The sequence below is a fragment of the Gordonia sp. CPCC 205515 genome (assembly GCF_048537925.1).
Lineage (GTDB): Bacteria > Actinomycetota > Actinomycetes > Mycobacteriales > Mycobacteriaceae > Gordonia.
Genome location: NZ_JBCLVJ010000011.1, coordinates 321,660 through 337,781, shown reverse-complemented (window position 1 = coordinate 337,781; position 16,122 = coordinate 321,660). Strand labels below are relative to the sequence as shown.

The following is a 16,122-nucleotide window of genomic DNA, read 5'->3' as shown; positions in this document are numbered from 1 at the left end:
CAATCCTCTCAGATGCCCAGATCCTTGGCGATGATCGTCTTCATGATCTCGGTGGTGCCGCCGTAGATGGTCTGGATGCGGGCGTCGACGAATGCCTGCGACACCGGGTATTCCCGCATGTACCCGTAGCCGCCGTGCAGCTGCAGGCACCGGTTGGCGGTGCTGAACTGCAGTTCGGTGGCCCACCACTTGAGCTTCGCCGCACGGGCCGGGGTCAGCTTGCCCTCGACATGGTCGGCGATGCAGTCGTCGAGGAAGGCGCGGGCGATGTCGAGTTCGGTGGCCAGCTCGGCGAGCACGAACTGCGTGTTCTGAAACGACGAGATCGGCGACCCGAAGGCAGTGCGCTCCTTCACATACTCCAGCGTGCGGGCGAACGTGCCCTCCGCCGCGGCGACCGCACCGATCGCCAGCGACAGCCGCTCCTGCGGCAAGTTGTGCACCAGTTGGTAGAAACCCTGCCCCTCCTCGCCGAGCCGGTTCGCGACGGGCACCCGCATGTCGGTGAAGGAGAGTTCGCTGGTGTCCTGGGCGTGCAGGCCGATCTTGTCGAGGTTGCGGCCGCGTTCGAAGCCGGGGGTGTCGGCCTCGACGACGAGCAGCGTCAGTCCTTTGTGCTTGTCGGAGCTGGTGCGGGTGGCGACGACGAACAGATTGCCGTTGCGGCCGTTGGAGATAAAGGTCTTGGACCCGTTGACCACGTAGTGGTCGCCGTCGAGCACCGCAGAGGTACGGATGCCGGTGAGGTCGCTGCCGGTGCCCGGTTCGGTCATCGCGATGCCGAGCACCGTCTCACCCGCCACCACACCCGGCAACCACCGCGCCTTCTGTTCCTCGTTGGTCATCTCGACGAGGTAGGGCAGCACCACGTCGTTCTGCAGTGAGAACGCGATGGCCTCCGCGGCCGCACCGGTTTTCGCGGTCTCTTCGATGACGATGGCGTTGTACCGGAAGTCGTCGACGCCGGGCCCGTCGTAGGCCTCGGGCACCGGGAACCCCAGCAGCCCGTTCTTGCCGGCCTCGGTGAACAAGCTGCGATCCCACAGTCCGGCCTGCTCCCAGTTCTCGTGCTGCGGCGTGATCTGCTCGGCGACGAACTTGGCGACGGTCTCACGGAAGTGCTTGTGTTCGATGTCGTGCGTGAGGGAGGTCATGATTCTCCTTTGTTGAGTCGGGGTTTGCTTTCGCTGATCGAGCGCGTCTGCCCGCTGATCGAGTAGCCCGGAGCGGCGATGTTCCCTCCGCTGGTCGAGTAGCCTCCGAGCCGCTAGGCGAGGCGGCGTATCGAGACCAGTCCCGCAGCGAACGAACGGTCAGCGGAACGCACTCTCACCCGTAAACGCTTGGCCCAAAACAAGTTGATGCATCTCCGGCGTGCCTTCATAGGTGAGCACCGATTCCAGGTTGACCATGTGCCGGATCACCGGGAACTCCAGCGAGATTCCGTTGCCGCCCAGAATGGTTCGGGCGGTGCGGCAGATCTCGATCGCTTCGCGGGTGTTGTTGAGCTTGCCGAAGCTGACCTGATCCGGGCGCAGACCGACGGAGTCCTTCAGCCGGCCGAGGTGCTGGGCGAGCAGCGTGCCCTTGTTGAGTTCGACGGCCATGTCGGCGAGTTTGGCCTGGGTGAGCTGGAATCCGGCGAGCGGCTTGCCGAACTGGTTGCGCTGCATCGAGTATTGCCGCGCGGCCTCCCACGCGGAGCGGGCCGCACCCATGGCGCCCCAGAGGATGCCGTAGCGTGCCTCCGACAGGCTCGACAGCGGTGCCTTGATGCCGGTGCCCTTGGTGAGGTCGTCGGTGCCGGGCATCAGGGCGTCGGCGGGTAGTCGCACACCCTCGAGGACGATCTCGCCGGTCGTCGAGGCGCGCAGCGACAGTTTGTGTTTGATCTCCGGGGTGGACACGCCGGGGGTGTCGGTGGGGACGATGAACCCGCGGACGCCGGTGTTGCCGTCGTCGAGTTCGGTCTTGGCCCACACGACGGCGACATCGGAGATGGGGGAGTTGGTGATCCACATCTTGCGGCCGTCCAGGATGTAGTCCGAACCATCCTTGCGGGCACGGGTCTTCATCGATGCAGGGTCACTGCCGGCGTCGGGTTCGGTGAGGCCGAAGCAGCCGATCGTGGTGCCCTCGGCCATCGACGGGAGCCACTGCTGCTTCTGCTCCTCGGAACCGTTGTTGTAGATGGAGTACATCGCCAGCGAACCTTGCACCGACACCATCGACCGGATCCCGGAGTCGCTGGCCTCCAACTCCAGGCACGCCAGGCCGTAGTGCACGGAACTCGATCCGCCGCAGCCGTACCCCTCGAGGTGCATGCCGAGGACACCGAGGTCGCCGAACTGTTTCATCAGGTCGCGGGCGATCGGGATGCCGCCCTGCTCGAACCATTCGCCGATATTGGGGGTGACGTGCTCATCGAGGAACCCGCGGACCGAATCCCGTACGGCAAGTTCGTCGTCGGAGTAGCCGAGATCGAGGTTGAGCGGGTCGAGTGCGGAGAACTTGGGGGCAGAGCTGCTGGCAGACATCGGGATTCCTAGCTGGAAGTGGTGGTGGTCTCGGGAGCGTTGAACTGACCGGCGGCCACCTCGACGGCGGCGATTTCGGTTGCCTTGTAGTGCAACTTCTTTCCGGTCGCCGACACCGGAAGCGAGTCGACGACACGGTAGGCGCGGGGACGTTTGAACTGCGACAACATCGGATGATTGCGACAGTACTCGTCGAGTTGCTCCGCGGTCAGCGACGCGCCCTCGGCCGCAACGACATAGGCGACCACCCGTTGTCCCCACCGCTCGTCGGGCACTCCGACGACCAGCGAGTCGGCGACGTCGGGATGCCCGTTGAGGGCTTCCTCGACCTGCACCGGGTGGACGTTCTCGCCGCCGGAGATCAGCATGTCGTCCTTGCGGCCGACGATGGTGACGAACTCCTGGGCGTCCCAGGTGGCCAGATCGCCGATGTGCAACCAGGAGCCGTTGTACTTCGCCTTCTCCTGCTGCGGCGAATCATAATAGGCGGCAGCACACTTGGGGGAGCGGATGATCACCTCACCGACCTCGGAGCCGTCGCGGGCGACCGTTTCGTCGGCGCTGGCGAGGTGGCCGTCGTCGTGCACCTTGACCACGCGGACGTCGTCGTCGATGCAGGCGCGGCCGGCGGTGCCGGCCCGGTCGGGCAGATCGGTGGGGCGCAGGAAGGTGTTCCAGAAGCCCTCGGTGCTGCCGTAACCGTTGAAGATCCGCGGGGTGAGCACCTCCTGGTAGCGCAGTGCCGCTTCGCGTTCCAGCGGCGCGCCCATCGTCACGATGCCCTTGAGGCTGGACAGATCTCGCGGCTTGGCCTGCTGGGCGGTGGCCAGCATCGCCAGGTTGGTCGGCGCCCCGATCAGGAACGTCAGCCGGTAGCGCTCTACATAGTCCAGGGTCAGTTCTGGGTCGAAAGTGCGCATCGGCACCAGTGATGATCCGAGGTAGAACGTCGGATTCGGTCCGGCACAATACAATCCGCCGCGATGGAACCACGGGGTCATATTCAGCGCCCGGTCCTCCGGGGACAGTGGGAAGTGCATGATGACGTCGTGCGCGGAGAAGATCTCGATCGCACTGTTCATCGGCACCGCCTTCGGCATCCCGGTGGTACCCGAGGTGTAGAGGCGTGTGGTCTCGTCGAACACCCCGCGGGTGGCGACCGACGGATTCGGCTCGGTAGCAGCCAGTTCCGCGAAGCGCAGGGATTTCGGAGCGTCGATCAGGTCGCCGTCGCCGACACCGATCAGCACCTCGGGGGTGTGGTCGGCGATCTCGATGGCCTGGCGGACCATGTCGGCGAGTTCGGTCTCGTAGACGTAGATCTTGGGTCGACTGACGTCGAGGATCACCGCGGTCTCGCCGGCCGCGAGCCGGAAGTTGACCGGCGAACCGACAGCACTCGCGGCCTGGGCCGCCAGGTAGAGCTGCGCGAACTCGGGTCCATTGAGCAGCTGGTAGGCGACGACGTCACCGTCTGCGACACCCAACCCGACCAGGCCGGTGGCGACCCGGTCGACCGCGTCACCGAGCTGCGCATAGGTCCATTCGGTGTCGGAGACGGGATCGATCATCGCGACCTGCTCGGCGTAACGATGCACGTTACGCCGAAAACCGTTGAGGTAGGTGAACTCGTTCTCGAAGAACTGGCGGTACTGGTGGGCGTCGTAGACGTAGGTCATGGCATTCTCACCCGGCCATCGTGAGGCCACCGCTGACGCTGATCACCTGGCCGGTGATGAACGACGCTGCGGGCGAAGCGAAGAACACGACAGGTGCGGCGACCTCGTCCGGGCGGGCCAGGCGACGGAACGGGATAGCCTTGGTCAGAGCAGCTTTCAGCTTCTCGTCTTGTGCCTGGAAGAGCGGGGTGTCGGTGGGTCCGGGGCACACCGCGTTGACGGTGATCTGGTAACGCGCCATCTCCCGAGCCAGCGACTTCGACAGCGCGATCACGCCGCCCTTGGCGCCGGCGTAGATGCTCTCACCGGAGCTGCCGACGCGACCGGCGTCGGAGGCGAGGTTGACGATGCGGCCACCGGCCCAGTCGTCGCCCTTGGACGCCTCGACCATGCCGGGCAGGAACGCACTGCAGATGTGTACCGGTCCAAGGTAATTGATCGCCACCACCTTCTCGGCGAATTCGGTTGTCGCGTTGAGGAACTGGTCGGTGCGATCCCAGCCCGCGGCGTTGACGACGATGTTGGGTACGCCCACCTCGGCGTTGACCGCTTCGCGCAGAGCGTCGACGGTTGCGCGGTCGGCGACATCCACGCTCATCGGCACGATGTTGGAGTTCTCCTCGGCGGTCTGCTTGGCCGCGTCGAGGTTGAGGTCGGCGGCGATGACCGTGGTGCCTTCGGCGGCGAACGCGAGGGCGATGGCCTTGCCGATGCCCGATCCGGCACCTGTGACGACGGCGATGTTCTTGCTGCTCATGGTGTTTGGTGTCCTAATCGTCGTGGGGTTGGGAGATGGGCTCAGGCGCCGACGTACTTGTTGAAGTCGGGCATCCGCTTCTCGGCGAACGCCTGTGCGCCCTCGAGGCCCTCGGGGGAGTGCGTGAACAGGTCCAGCGAACTCATCGCGAGTGCCGACAGACCGGCCTGGTGATCGGTGTCGGCGTTGAAGCTCTGCTTGAGGAAGCGGATGGCGGTCGGCGACTTCTCGGCGATCTCGGCGGCAACCTTCTTCGCCTCGTCGAGCAGGTCGGCGGCAGGGACGACCCAGTTGACCAGGCCCCAGCGCTCGGCGGTCTCGGCGTCGTACTGGCGGCACAGGTACCAGATCTCGCGGGCGCGCTTCTCGCCGACGACGCGGGCGAGGAAGGCGGAGCCGAAGCCGGCGTCGTAGGACCCGACCTTGGGGCCGGACTGCCCGAAGCGGGCGGTGTCGGCGGCGATGGTGAGGTCGCACAGGACGTGCAGCACGTGGCCGCCGCCGATGGCCAGGCCGTTGACCGCCGCGATGACCGGCTTGGGGATGTCGCGGATGGTCTTGTGTAGGTTCCCGATCTCGAACATGCCGCTCTCCGACGGCCCGTAGTCACCGGTCTCGGCGCGCTGCTTGACGTCGCCGCCGGTGCAGAACGCCTTCTCGCCGGCGCCGGTCAGGATGACGGCCTGCACGTTCTTGTCGGCCCACGCGCGCCGGAACGCGTTGATCATCTCTTCGACGGTCTTGGCGCGAAAAGCGTTGTAGCGCTGCGGGCGATTCATGGTGATGATCGCGGTCGGGCCCTCGACGGTGTACTCGATGTCCTCGTAGTTCATCTGCTTCTCGACTCCTCGCTCGGTGATGATGTGGCGGTCGTGGGTGACCATATCTTCATGGTGAATGAATGTACATTCAATGTCGAGCGCGTGTCAAGGGTCACAGGAAAAGTGGTGGTGGTGGTGGTTGTTGTTGTTGTTGTGGTTCTTCTGCGCGTGCGTGCCGAGCAGCATCACCGGTCGGTCGAGGCAGGGGCACTCGAGATTCTCGTCGAAGCCCTTGGGCGGGAGCCGGTTACACTCGTCGACTTGCTGTGCACCAGTGAGGGTGCCGACATCGAGTTCGAGCCCGATGGACTCGGTCTGACCGTCCGAGCTCCTGACTTGTGAAGCACGTGTTGGACACCAACCATGGGCGTCCGCGTTGCGAGCCCGGGGACACAACCCGTCGGTGGAGGCCTGCACGGCGTCGGTGGCGGTGGCCGACGAGTTCGTGAAGGCCGTGACCAATGCGGAGATCCAGCGAGGTGTGGTCGTCAGGGAGCGATCCGATCCAACCATCCAACTCTCCGACGGGAGTATCAAAATTCAGCGGATCAATGGTGGCGCCATTGGAAGGATCTAGCTTAGGCCTGCCGCCTCATACCGCTTGCAGTGATGCAACAACCAATGTCTGACAAAGGTAGTACGCTTGTCGCCATGCGGATGATCACCAAGCGTGAGCTCAACCAGCAGACCGCAACGGTGCTCGATCAGGTCACCGACGCCGACGATGTGGTGGTGACCGAGCGGGGTAAGCCACGCTGGCGGGTCAGCGCGGTCCGAGACGGCGAGACGGCGCTCGAGCGACTCGAACGAGACGGGCAGTACACCCCGCCGTCTGCCGATCCTGCTCCCTGGCCCGATCGTCCAGGTGGACCCACCTATACCGACGCAGAGGTCGACGCGCTGCTCGATGAGATGGCCGGGGATCACTGAACCGTGGCCGATTCCGTGGTTTACCTCGACTCGTCGGTGGCGCTGCGCACAGTGCTGGATGTGCCCGATCGTCAGCGTCTGCAAGCGTGGATGCAGTCGCCGGGAACGACCTTCGTCTCGTCGAGGCTCTTGCGTACCGAGGTGATCCGGGTCCTGCGGCGCGACAGCCGGTCTCCGTCGGATGCAGCGCCGCTGCTCGACCGTGTCGGCTTGATTGAGCTGAACCGGGTAACCCATGGTGTCGCCGAGTCGATCGAGCGACACGTCAAAACTCTCGATGCTCTGCACCTGGCCACGGCATTGCTCATCGGAGAGCCGGTGACGGTGGCCACGCTCGATTCGAGGATGAAGGACGTCGCCGAGCACCTGGGCCTGCATGTCACTGATCCCGTGGAAATGCGCCGGTAGCATCGCACGCGGTGAGGCGTTGAACTGGTGGTCAATTCGGCGTGGGGGATGCCCTGGAATCGCCGGTTTGTCTGTCTGCCAATCGAAGTCGGACCTCGCACGTTCCGGTGGGCGGGAATGAGACCCGTGCGAACGCCGATAATTCCTGGTGTGAGCAATTCGTGGACGGATATGTCCAGCCAGTCGGGCGCCTGACTCCTATGCCGCACCCACGGTTGACCGTAGCGTTTTCCGCGACTGGCGACTTCGTGAGGGGTATCAAACATGCAGCAACCGACAACGCAACAGGCGCTGGGCGACGTCGTGATCGCAGATTTCGCGCGCGTGCTCGCCGGCCCCTACGCGACGATGTTGTTGGCGGACTTCGGTGCAGATGTCGTCAAGGTCGAGCGTGCCGGGTGCCGGAGACGACACCCGGCACTGGGGTCCGCCGTGGTCGGTGGACGGGGCCACCTATTTGAGTCGGTGAATCGCAACAAGCGTTCTGTCGCTTGGGATCTGCGGGACCCTCACCACCTCGAGCAGGCACGCGAACTGGTCGCCCGCGCCGATATCGTCACCGAGAACTTTCTCCCGGGGGCCATGTCACGGCTCGGCCTCGGCTACGAGGATGTTCGACAACTCAATCCCGACGTCATCTATTGTTCGGTTACCGGATTCGGTGGCGGCAGCACGTTGCCTGGCTACGACATGGTCATTCAGGCCGCTGACTGCTCGGAGTGGCCCAAGGGGTTGCGGAGGCGTGTGGCGCCGCCGCAGATCAACTCCCTGCGGGCTTCGGATGGTGGAACGGATCTATGACCTGGACGCCAGCGGCGGCGAATGGTTCGACATCCCTTGTGGCGACGCCAAATCCGTGCACGAGGGCGATTGCGGCGATGAATCCGTCAGCCATACCGATGGACTCGCCCCGTCGGCGAGCGGCGGCGGCCAGTCGCGCGTAACTGGCACTTGCCTGATCGTCGAAAACCAGTACTCTGCCAACAAATTGGGGCAGTAATCGAGTCTCGAAGAGATCTGCTAACCGGTCACGGCGCTTGCCTCGCGGCAGTGCCGCGATGCCGTACCGTACTTCCGCCAGAGTGATAGCAGTCAGGTACAGGGTCTGCGTCGACTGTTCGTCCAGCCAAGCCGCCGCCTCGGGGTGCGGTTGCGGGCGCATGACTTCGGAAATCACATTGGAGTCCAGAACGATCATGAGAAACTGATTGGCTCGTCAGGTTTGCGACTGCGTTCGATCTCGATGCCGATTCCCGCCTCCTTGCCTATCTCGGCCAGTAGCGTCCCCAGCTTCACGCGTTCGGCCGGTGAGACGGCCTCATCGAGAATGGCGCGCACTTCTGCCTCGGTGCTCCGATTATGTAGTTCGGCGCGGGCTTTCAATGCCCGATGAGTCTCGTCCGAGAGACCCCGCACGGTGATCGCGGCCATGTCACCGCCTCCTTGCTATCAGTTTACAGAAATGATAGCAGTTGGTCTGCTCTGCTCCGCAGGACAACTCGAAGGTGCTCTTTGGCGGTGGCAGCGGGGATGTGTGTATTGCGGGACTCGAAGTCGGACTGGATGCGATCAGCTGAGCGGGATGTCCCCGCCCCCGTGCCGGGTCCACGGTCGTCGGCGAGAAGTCTGACCTCCGTGGGGGTGGCCTGAAACCATTGCCGTGTCTTGCGATTCATCACTGACTGCTAGGAGTAGCCCGGGGGTGGGAAGCTCTATGCCGCACGGCTGCTGCCAACACGCTGGTCGCATATGAGGAACTCCGCGCCCGTCCCGAGCGGCCTGCCCCGACGCCGCTGCATCATCAACTCAAGGGCGACTTGGCGACGGGGCTACACCGCGGTGTGATGATGGATCAATGGCAGTACGAAGTCACCAGCGCTGGACGGATCTGGTACCTCGTTGACGACGATCTGCATACGTTGTGGCTGAAGTACGCCAGCACGTCGCACCCCACACTGACCGACCGTTGACGGTTTTGGGCGCGTCCCCACGAGCCATCGACGCGGCGGTCACCGAGCGGGGCAAGCAACGCTGGCGGATCAGCGCGGCCAGGGGTGGCGAGACGGAGCTCACGCGACTGGACCTCGACGAGCAGACAGACGGATCACGTCCCTGCGGTCAGAGAGCGTGCGCGGCCTTCAGTCCGTCGAGGACCGCCTCTTCGACGGTGCGCGGTGCCAGGCAGTCGCCGACGGCGGTGAATGGAATGCCCAGTGCCTCGATCTCGTCGAGGAGGGCGTCGTTCGGCGTATGTCCGAGTGCGAGAACCAATCCGGCAACCCCGTCCAGAATGATCGGCTCACCGGTGATGGTGTCGACGAGATAGACGGTGTCGTCATCGGCGCCGTACAGACGAGCGGTGGGAACTACTTTCACCTTTGCCTCTGCGGCGGCGCGCAACATGGAGATGCGGGTGAACCGTTGAAGATTCTCGCCGGCCGCGAACCCGTTGACGCACAACGTGACACGACGCCCTTCACGAGCAAGCATCTCCGCGACACCCAATCCGGTCCAGTCGCCGCGCCAGTCGGCGACAACGATCTCACCCTTGGGCATGGTGGAGCCCCCCGAGCTGATGACGTCCCAGGCATCGAGCACAGTCATGTCGCCGTCGAGTTCCAATTGCGGACGGTACGGCCGTGCCCCGGTCGCCACGATGACGTGATCGGGGCGGTGCTCGGCGACGAGTTGCGCGTCGACCTCGACGTGGGTCTTTACCAGCACCCCGTAGCGATCGAGTTCGGACTGTAGGTTGGTTGCCGCACCCCCGAATTCGGATCGTCCGGGGAGGAGTTCGGCCAGCCGTACCTGACCGCCGATGCGTCCGGCGGCTTCGAGAAGGGTGACCCGGTGGCCGCGCTGGGCCGCGATAGACGCGGCCTTCATACCTGCGGGTCCACCGCCGACGACCATGATGTCCTTGGGCTTCGGAGTGATTGTCAGCGTCCCGAACTCGCGTTCGCGGCCGGTTTCGGGTCGTTGAATACAGGAAATCGGGTATCCCGATTGGAAATGGCCGATACACGCCTGGTTGCATCCGATACACGCCCGGATGTCGTCGGGTCGCTCTGCCTGCGCCTTGGCCGGCATATCCGGGTCGCAGATGAGCGCTCGGGTCATGGCGCAGGCATCGGCCTGGCCCCGCGCGATGACGACCTCCGCCTCTTGCGGCTGGTTGATCCGGCCTGCGACGAGAACCGGGATCGACACGGCGGCTTTGACATCGGCGGCGTTTCGCGCGGTGTATGCAGCGGTCTCACTCATCGGCGGGACGATGTGCAACGACCCCCCGATGCTCGCTGAAGTGCCTTCGGTGATCCCGATGTAGTCAAGGCCGCCGTCGGCGTCGAGTCGGCGGCAGATCTCGACGACGTCGGCGCACTCGTCCTCGGCGAAGTTGTGCTCGTCACTGGAAAGTCGCACGCCGACCGCGAAGTCCGAGGTGACCGCGGCGCGCACCGCAGCGATCACCTCGCGCAGGAAACGCATCCGTCCTTCGAGGTCTCCGCCGTACCCATCGGTGCGCAGATTCGCTGTGGGACTGAGGAATTGCGCGGGAAGGTAGCCGTGGCTGGCCACGATCTCAACGCCATCGAGCCCGGCTTGCTGTAGCCGCCGCGCGCCCGCCGCGTACCCCGCCACCACCTCGGCGATCATCGTCTCCGACATCGGGCGAGGCATCACACGGAACCGCTCGTTGGGCACCGCGGAGGGGGCGTAGGCGACGGGCAGCGCGCCGTCGGTGGATTCCATGATCTCTCGTCCGGGGTGGAATACCTGACCGAACAGGGCACACCCGTGAGGGTGTACCGCGTCGACGACTCGCCGATAGCCATCGATGCAACTGTCATCGGTGGCCATCAACGAGTGCGATGTGTAGTGCGCGGTCTCGTGGATTCCGGCTACCTGCATGATGATCAGACCCGCTCCACCGATCGCTCGCGCCCGGTGATACTCGACGAGCTGATCGGTGACTGCGCCGTCGTGCACCATGACCGTGTCATGGCCCGAGGAGAAGATGCGGTTGCGGAGAGTGACTGCGCCAATATGTAATGGCGACAGCAGGTTCGGAAAGAGAGTGCTGGACATGGAGATCCTGATCGTGACGAAGTGAGTGGGAGCGGGTCAGGTCATCCGACGGCGACGCGCCGACCGCCGACGGTGGCAATCGCGTCCATCTCGACCAGCATGCCGTCGACCAAGAACGAGTTCTGCACCGCGGTTACTGCCGGCCAGGGGCTGGAGAAGAACTCGCCGCGGACCTTCTTGAACGCGTCAAAGTCGTTGCGGTCACCGAGGTATGCGGTCAGCTTGACGACGGAATCGAGGGACGCACCGTGCTGTTCCAGGACGGCCTTGATATTGGTGAGCACCTGACGGGCCTGCGCTTCGAAGCCGCCCTCGACCAGGTTTCCGCTGTCGTCATACCCGGCCTGGCCGGAGGTGAAAACGAGGTCGCCGGAGCGGGTGCCCTGGCTGTATTGCGCGGTCTGTGCCCAGGTGAACGGCGCGGGACGGGTTTCGATGGCGTTCTCGACGGTGGTCATAGGTGGGTCCTTTCGTGGGTGAGTTACTACTTGCTCGGGTTCAGCCGAGACATTTGAGACTGTGGCCCAGGCGATCTCGCTTGGCCACCAGATAGGGGCGGTTGTGCTGAGTCGGTATCGATTCGTGCGCAACCTGCTCGATGACCGTGATGCCGCTTTCGGTGAGAGCGGCGATCTTGTCCGGGTTGTTGGTCAGCAGGCGAAGTGAACGAACGCCGAGATCATCGAGGATCGCGCAGGCGTCGTCGTAGTTGCGGGAGTCGATCGGCAGGCCGAGTCGCAGGTTCGCGTCGATGGTGTCGAGGCCCTCGTACTGCTGGAGTTCGTAGGCGCGCAGTTTGTGGCCGAGACCGATGCCCCGACCTTCATGACCGCGCAGGTAGATCAGCACCCCGGTGCCGGACTCACTGATGGCGTGCAACGCATTTCGGAACTGTTCGCCACAGTCGCAGCGGAGGGACCCGGCAAGATCGCCGGTGATGCACTCGCTGTGAATCCGGACCAGCGGGGCGTTCTCGGCCGCCGGATCGCCCATCACGAGCGCCATGTGCTCGACATTGTTCGACGCGCGGTAGGCGACGGCGGCGAATGTGCCCACGTCGGTGGGTAGCGTGCTGGACCCGGTACGGGTCACCGTCGGGGGCGAGATGACCAGGCGGGGGCGCAGTTCCGTGACGGCACCGCTCTCGATCCGGGTGCGGTAGGCCCGCAACTCGGCGATGGAGATCATCGGGATGCCGTGGGTGGCGGCGAACTCCCGGAGGTCGTTGCCGCGCATCATATCCCGGCGATCCGGGGTGACGACCTCGCACAACAGTGCCGCACCGGAGAGGCCGGCGAGGCGGCACAGGTCGACGCCGGCTTCGGTGTGGCCGGGACGCTCGAGAACACCACCCGGCTTGGCCAGCAGCGGCATGACATGACCGGGACGGGACAGGTCGTCGGGCGCGATGCGAGGGTCGGCCAGGGCACGGACCGTGGCGGCCCGGTCGCCGGCACCGATGCCGGTGGTGGTGCCGTGTCGGTAGTCGACGCTGATCAGGTAGGCGGTGCGATGTCGATCGGTGTTGTCGGCGACCATGAGGTCGAGATCGAGTCGTTTTGCCCGATCCTCGTCGATCGACACGCACAAGAATCCGGAGGTGTGTTCGAGGAAGAAGGCGACCGAGTCCACCGTGGCGTGCTCGGCTGCCATGATCAGGTCGCCCTCGTTCTCCCGGTCCGCGTCGTCGACGACCAGAACCATCTTTCGCTCGGCCAACGCCGTGATCGCCGCTCGAATCGTCGACATCGCAGTACTCCTTTGGACTGGCTTGGTGTGATCACTAGATGAATGAAGTGTTCAAAGTGTGACACCGCTCGCAGGGTTCGTCAAGAGTGACCTCGATATCCCTCAGCCCTTGACAGAGTGCGATCCGCCACTCACGATGTAACCATCTAACGAACATATGATTCATCTAGTGATCATGACGACGGGCGAGGTATGGCGCAACAGATGGAAAGCAGCTCCATCGATGTCGCGATCATCGGTGGCGGCATCGCCGGACTGATCGCGAGCCGCGAGCTGTCCCGCGCGGGTCTGCGGGTTGTTGTGCTCGAGGCCCGACCGCGACTCGGCGGCCGCGTCTGGACGGACCACCGGCTCGGTCACAACCTGGAGATCGGCGGTACCTGGCTGCACTGGGTCCAGCCGCACGTGTGGGCCGAGGTCACTCGCTACGGCTTGCCGATCACCCGCGGACCACGCGCCCGTGACGCCTATTGGCTTGCGGGGGAGGAGATCCGGACCGGCACGCTCGACGACTACCTCTCGCTCATCGACGACGGCATGCGACGGTTCAACGACGATGCGATGCAGTGGCTGCCGCGTCCGGCGAGCGACCCGCTGACAACGGACGGACTGTCCGAGCCCGACAGTTGGTCGGTCGCCGAGCGTCTCGACAAACTCGGCCTCGGCGTCGAGGAGTACAACGCCAACGCCGCCGCCTGGATCGGCCACCTCAACGCACCGCTGCACGACACAGGATTCCTCAGTGCGCTGCGCTGGACGGCCGCCACCGCCGGATCGTGGGAACTGATGCACGAGGCCACCGCAATCTTCCGACTGGAGGACGGTACCGCCGCCCTGGTCGCCGCGCTGGCTGCCGATACCGACGCCGAGATCCGCACCGACGTCGAGGTCACCGCCATCACCCACGATGCCGACAGCGCCCGGCTGACCCTGAATGACGGCGACGACGTCGTCGCCCGGCGGGTCATCGTCACCCTGCCGCAGAACATCCTCGGCAACCTCCCGGTGACCCCGGAGCTCAACGCGGGCAAACGCGCTGCCGGGGCGGAGAAGACCGCATCGCGTGGGGTGAAGGCGTGGCTGAAGGTGCGCGGCCCCATCGAACCCTTCGTCGCGTATTCGTCAGCGGATCATCCACTTTCGGTGCTGCGGACCGAGTATCTTGCCGACGATCACGCCGTGCTGGTCGGCTTCGGCGCCGACATCGACCGCCTCGATCCCAACAACCTCGACGCCGTGCGTGCGGCGGTCGCCGTGTGGCGGCCCGACCTCGAGGTCCTCGACGCCACCGGACACGACTGGATGGCCGACCCGTACGCGGGGGAGACCTGGCACATCGCCCGTCCGGATCAGATGACCCGCTACCTCGAGGACCAGCGTGCCGCCGAAGGCGTACTGCACTTCGCGAGCGCCGACACCGCCAACCTGTGGCCCGGCTTCATCGACGGGGCGATCGAAAGTGCGCTGCGCACGTCGGCCGCTGTCGCCGCCAGTCTTCCCACATCCAACTGAATAGACCTGTTGCACAAAGTTTTTACCCGTACAACCAAACCCTGCTGGATTGCCGATCCCTGGCGTCCGACCACAAACGGAGAACTCTCATGGCCGACACCCCCTTCCTGCCCGACACCACCGACGCCGACCTCGAGGCCACGCTCGCGGCGGCTGCGTCAGCGGCACCCGACTGGGCCGATCGTGCGCCCGGCGATCGGGCGGCGATCCTCTGTGCAGTGGCCGACGCGCTCGAGGCGGCGACCGATGAGCTCGTGGCCATTGCGGAACGGGAGAGCGGGCTGCCGAACGCCCGCCTGACCGGCGAGGTCAAGCGCACCAGCGTGCAACTGCGGATGTTCGCCCAGGAACTCCTCGACGGCGGCTTCCTCGACGTCGTGATCGACCCGGCCGACCCGGACTTCGCGCTCGGCCCGCGCCCGGACCTGCGCCGCTTCCAGATCCCCCTGGGCCCGGTAGTGGTGTTCGCCGCCAGCAACTTTCCCTTCGCCTTCTCTGTCGCGGGCAACGACACCGCCTCGGCGTTGGCCGCAGGTTGCCCTGTCATCGTCAAAGCGCATCCCGGGCACCTCGAGACCTCGGCGCGTACCGCCGCCATCGTGAACCGGGCGCTGCGCGAATCCGGAGCGCCCGCAGGAACCTTTGCATTGATCAGCGGTCAGGACGCCGGCGTCAGCGCACTCGGCGACGAGCGGATCGCGGCGGCCGGGTTCACCGGATCGGTCGTCGGGGGACGAGTGCTCTTCGACGTTGCGGCGAGCCGCCGCATCCCGATCCCGTTCTTCGGCGAACTCGGCTCGGTCAACCCCGCCATTGTCACCACCGGTGCCCTCGAGGAGCGTGCCGAGCAGATCGCGACCGGATTCGTCGGATCGTTCACGCTGGGTGCGGGACAGTTCTGCACCAAGCCGGGGATCTTGCTCGTCCCCGAGGACGCCACTTTCATTGACTCGATTGTGGAACAGACACAACAGGTTCCGGCCGCCCGCATGCTCACCGCACGCATCGTCGACGGGTATCTCGACCGGGTCGCGGCGGCCTCGGCGGCACCGAAGGTCGATGTCCTGGTCAAAGGTGAGGCCATGCCGCATCCGAGTGGTGTCGCGGAAGTTAGCCCGACGCTGCTGCAGACGACCGCGGAGAATCTGGTCGGCGACGCCGAAGTATTGCTCGAGGAGACCTTCGGGCCCACCGCGGTCATCGCCACCTACCGCGACACCACCGACGTGCGGCGGGTGCTCGAGAGCATCGACGGCTCCCTCACCGTCACCCTGCACACCCGGACCGAGCCCACCGGCGCCGAACGCGCCGAACTGCAGCAGTTGGTGCGGGTCGCGGCCACCCGTGCCGGACGTCTGGTCTTCAATGGCTGGCCCACGGGCGTCGCCGTCACCCCCGCCCAGCATCACGGTGGTCCCTACCCGGCGACCACCGCGATCGCCCACACCTCCGTCGGTGCAACCGCGATCCGCCGCTTCCTGCGGCCCGTCGCGTTCCAGGATGCGCCTGCGGGACTGCTTCCAGAAGCCATCCGCGACGACAACCCACTTGACGCACCGCAGCGGATCAGCCCCGCCGGACAGTCCGGTCAGTGGGGAGTCAACGTTCGCGGCTGAGTTCTGCTGAATCTGCTGAATCCG

16 protein-coding genes are annotated in these 16,122 nt (G+C 65.2%); 6 read left to right on the top strand and 10 right to left on the bottom strand.

Going from position 1 to position 16,122, the window contains the following annotated elements; translation table 11 throughout:
- Positions 1 to 8: 8 nt before the first annotated feature.
- The 5 genes from AAFP30_RS19110 to AAFP30_RS19090 all read right to left on the bottom strand — a co-directional run bounded on the left by AAFP30_RS19110 (position 9) and on the right by AAFP30_RS19090 (position 5,806).
- Complete coding sequence (locus AAFP30_RS19110) at positions 9 to 1,154, bottom strand: acyl-CoA dehydrogenase family protein (RefSeq protein ID WP_419231561.1); 1,146 nt, start codon at positions 1,152 to 1,154, stop codon at positions 9 to 11.
- 159 nt (positions 1,155 to 1,313) lie between these two features.
- Positions 1,314 to 2,537: an acyl-CoA dehydrogenase family protein gene (locus tag AAFP30_RS19105; protein WP_419231560.1), complete on the bottom strand. Its 1,224-nt coding sequence runs from the start codon at positions 2,535 to 2,537 to the stop codon at positions 1,314 to 1,316.
- Positions 2,538 to 2,545: 8 nt separating this feature from the next.
- Positions 2,546 to 4,216 (bottom strand): class I adenylate-forming enzyme family protein, encoded by a 1,671-nt coding sequence (locus tag AAFP30_RS19100; RefSeq protein WP_419231559.1) that lies wholly within the window; start codon positions 4,214 to 4,216, stop codon positions 2,546 to 2,548.
- A gap of 7 nt (positions 4,217 to 4,223) precedes the next feature.
- Positions 4,224 to 4,973: an SDR family NAD(P)-dependent oxidoreductase gene (locus AAFP30_RS19095; RefSeq protein ID WP_419231558.1), complete on the bottom strand. Its 750-nt coding sequence runs from the start codon at positions 4,971 to 4,973 to the stop codon at positions 4,224 to 4,226.
- Positions 4,974 to 5,014: 41 nt separating this feature from the next.
- A complete protein-coding gene (locus tag AAFP30_RS19090) occupies positions 5,015 to 5,806 on the bottom strand; it encodes an enoyl-CoA hydratase-related protein (RefSeq protein WP_419231626.1) in 792 nt (263 codons plus the stop codon).
- 39 nt (positions 5,807 to 5,845) lie between these two features.
- On the opposite strand from AAFP30_RS19090, the gene AAFP30_RS19085 reads away from it, so the two are divergent.
- The 4 genes from AAFP30_RS19085 to AAFP30_RS19070 all read left to right on the top strand — a co-directional run bounded on the left by AAFP30_RS19085 (position 5,846) and on the right by AAFP30_RS19070 (position 7,933).
- Positions 5,846 to 6,136, top strand: coding sequence for a hypothetical protein (locus tag AAFP30_RS19085; RefSeq protein WP_419231557.1), 291 nt, complete (start codon positions 5,846 to 5,848; stop codon positions 6,134 to 6,136).
- Positions 6,137 to 6,445: 309 nt separating this feature from the next.
- The gene (locus AAFP30_RS19080) at positions 6,446 to 6,724 is read left to right on the top strand and encodes a type II toxin-antitoxin system Phd/YefM family antitoxin (RefSeq protein WP_419231556.1); all 279 of its coding nucleotides are present in this window, start codon (positions 6,446 to 6,448) and stop codon (positions 6,722 to 6,724) included.
- 3 nt (positions 6,725 to 6,727) lie between these two features.
- Positions 6,728 to 7,132 (top strand): type II toxin-antitoxin system VapC family toxin, encoded by a 405-nt coding sequence (locus AAFP30_RS19075; protein ID WP_419231555.1) that lies wholly within the window; start codon positions 6,728 to 6,730, stop codon positions 7,130 to 7,132.
- 264 nt (positions 7,133 to 7,396) lie between these two features.
- Positions 7,397 to 7,933, top strand: a complete 537-nt coding sequence (locus tag AAFP30_RS19070) for a CoA transferase (protein ID WP_419231554.1) — start codon at positions 7,397 to 7,399, stop codon at positions 7,931 to 7,933.
- Here the strand turns inward: AAFP30_RS19070 and AAFP30_RS19065 are convergent.
- The 5 genes from AAFP30_RS19065 to ribA all read right to left on the bottom strand — a co-directional run bounded on the left by AAFP30_RS19065 (position 7,893) and on the right by ribA (position 12,970).
- Positions 7,893 to 8,330, bottom strand: a complete 438-nt coding sequence (locus tag AAFP30_RS19065) for a type II toxin-antitoxin system VapC family toxin (protein WP_419231553.1) — start codon at positions 8,328 to 8,330, stop codon at positions 7,893 to 7,895. The genes AAFP30_RS19070 and AAFP30_RS19065 overlap by 41 nt on opposite strands.
- Positions 8,327 to 8,563 carry a FitA-like ribbon-helix-helix domain-containing protein gene (locus AAFP30_RS19060; protein ID WP_419231552.1) on the bottom strand — a complete coding sequence of 79 codons (237 nt, stop codon included), beginning with the start codon at positions 8,561 to 8,563 and terminating at the stop codon, positions 8,327 to 8,329. Before AAFP30_RS19060 ends, AAFP30_RS19065 begins: the two co-directional genes overlap by 4 nt.
- A gap of 687 nt (positions 8,564 to 9,250) precedes the next feature.
- Entirely contained in the window at positions 9,251 to 11,221 is a 1,971-nt protein-coding gene (locus AAFP30_RS19055; RefSeq protein ID WP_419231551.1) for an FAD-dependent oxidoreductase, read from the bottom strand.
- Between the two features lie 41 nt (positions 11,222 to 11,262).
- Positions 11,263 to 11,679 carry a RidA family protein gene (locus tag AAFP30_RS19050; protein ID WP_419231550.1) on the bottom strand — a complete coding sequence of 139 codons (417 nt, stop codon included), beginning with the start codon at positions 11,677 to 11,679 and terminating at the stop codon, positions 11,263 to 11,265.
- A gap of 40 nt (positions 11,680 to 11,719) precedes the next feature.
- Entirely contained in the window at positions 11,720 to 12,970 is a 1,251-nt protein-coding gene (gene ribA, locus AAFP30_RS19045; RefSeq protein WP_419231549.1) for a GTP cyclohydrolase II, read from the bottom strand.
- 204 nt (positions 12,971 to 13,174) lie between these two features.
- On the opposite strand from ribA, the gene AAFP30_RS19040 reads away from it, so the two are divergent.
- Positions 13,175 to 14,482, top strand: coding sequence for a flavin monoamine oxidase family protein (locus AAFP30_RS19040; protein ID WP_419231548.1), 1,308 nt, complete (start codon positions 13,175 to 13,177; stop codon positions 14,480 to 14,482).
- An 89-nt stretch (positions 14,483 to 14,571) separates the two neighbouring features.
- Entirely contained in the window at positions 14,572 to 16,098 is a 1,527-nt protein-coding gene (locus tag AAFP30_RS19035; protein ID WP_419231547.1) for an aldehyde dehydrogenase (NADP(+)), read from the top strand.
- Positions 16,099 to 16,122 lie beyond the last annotated feature (24 nt).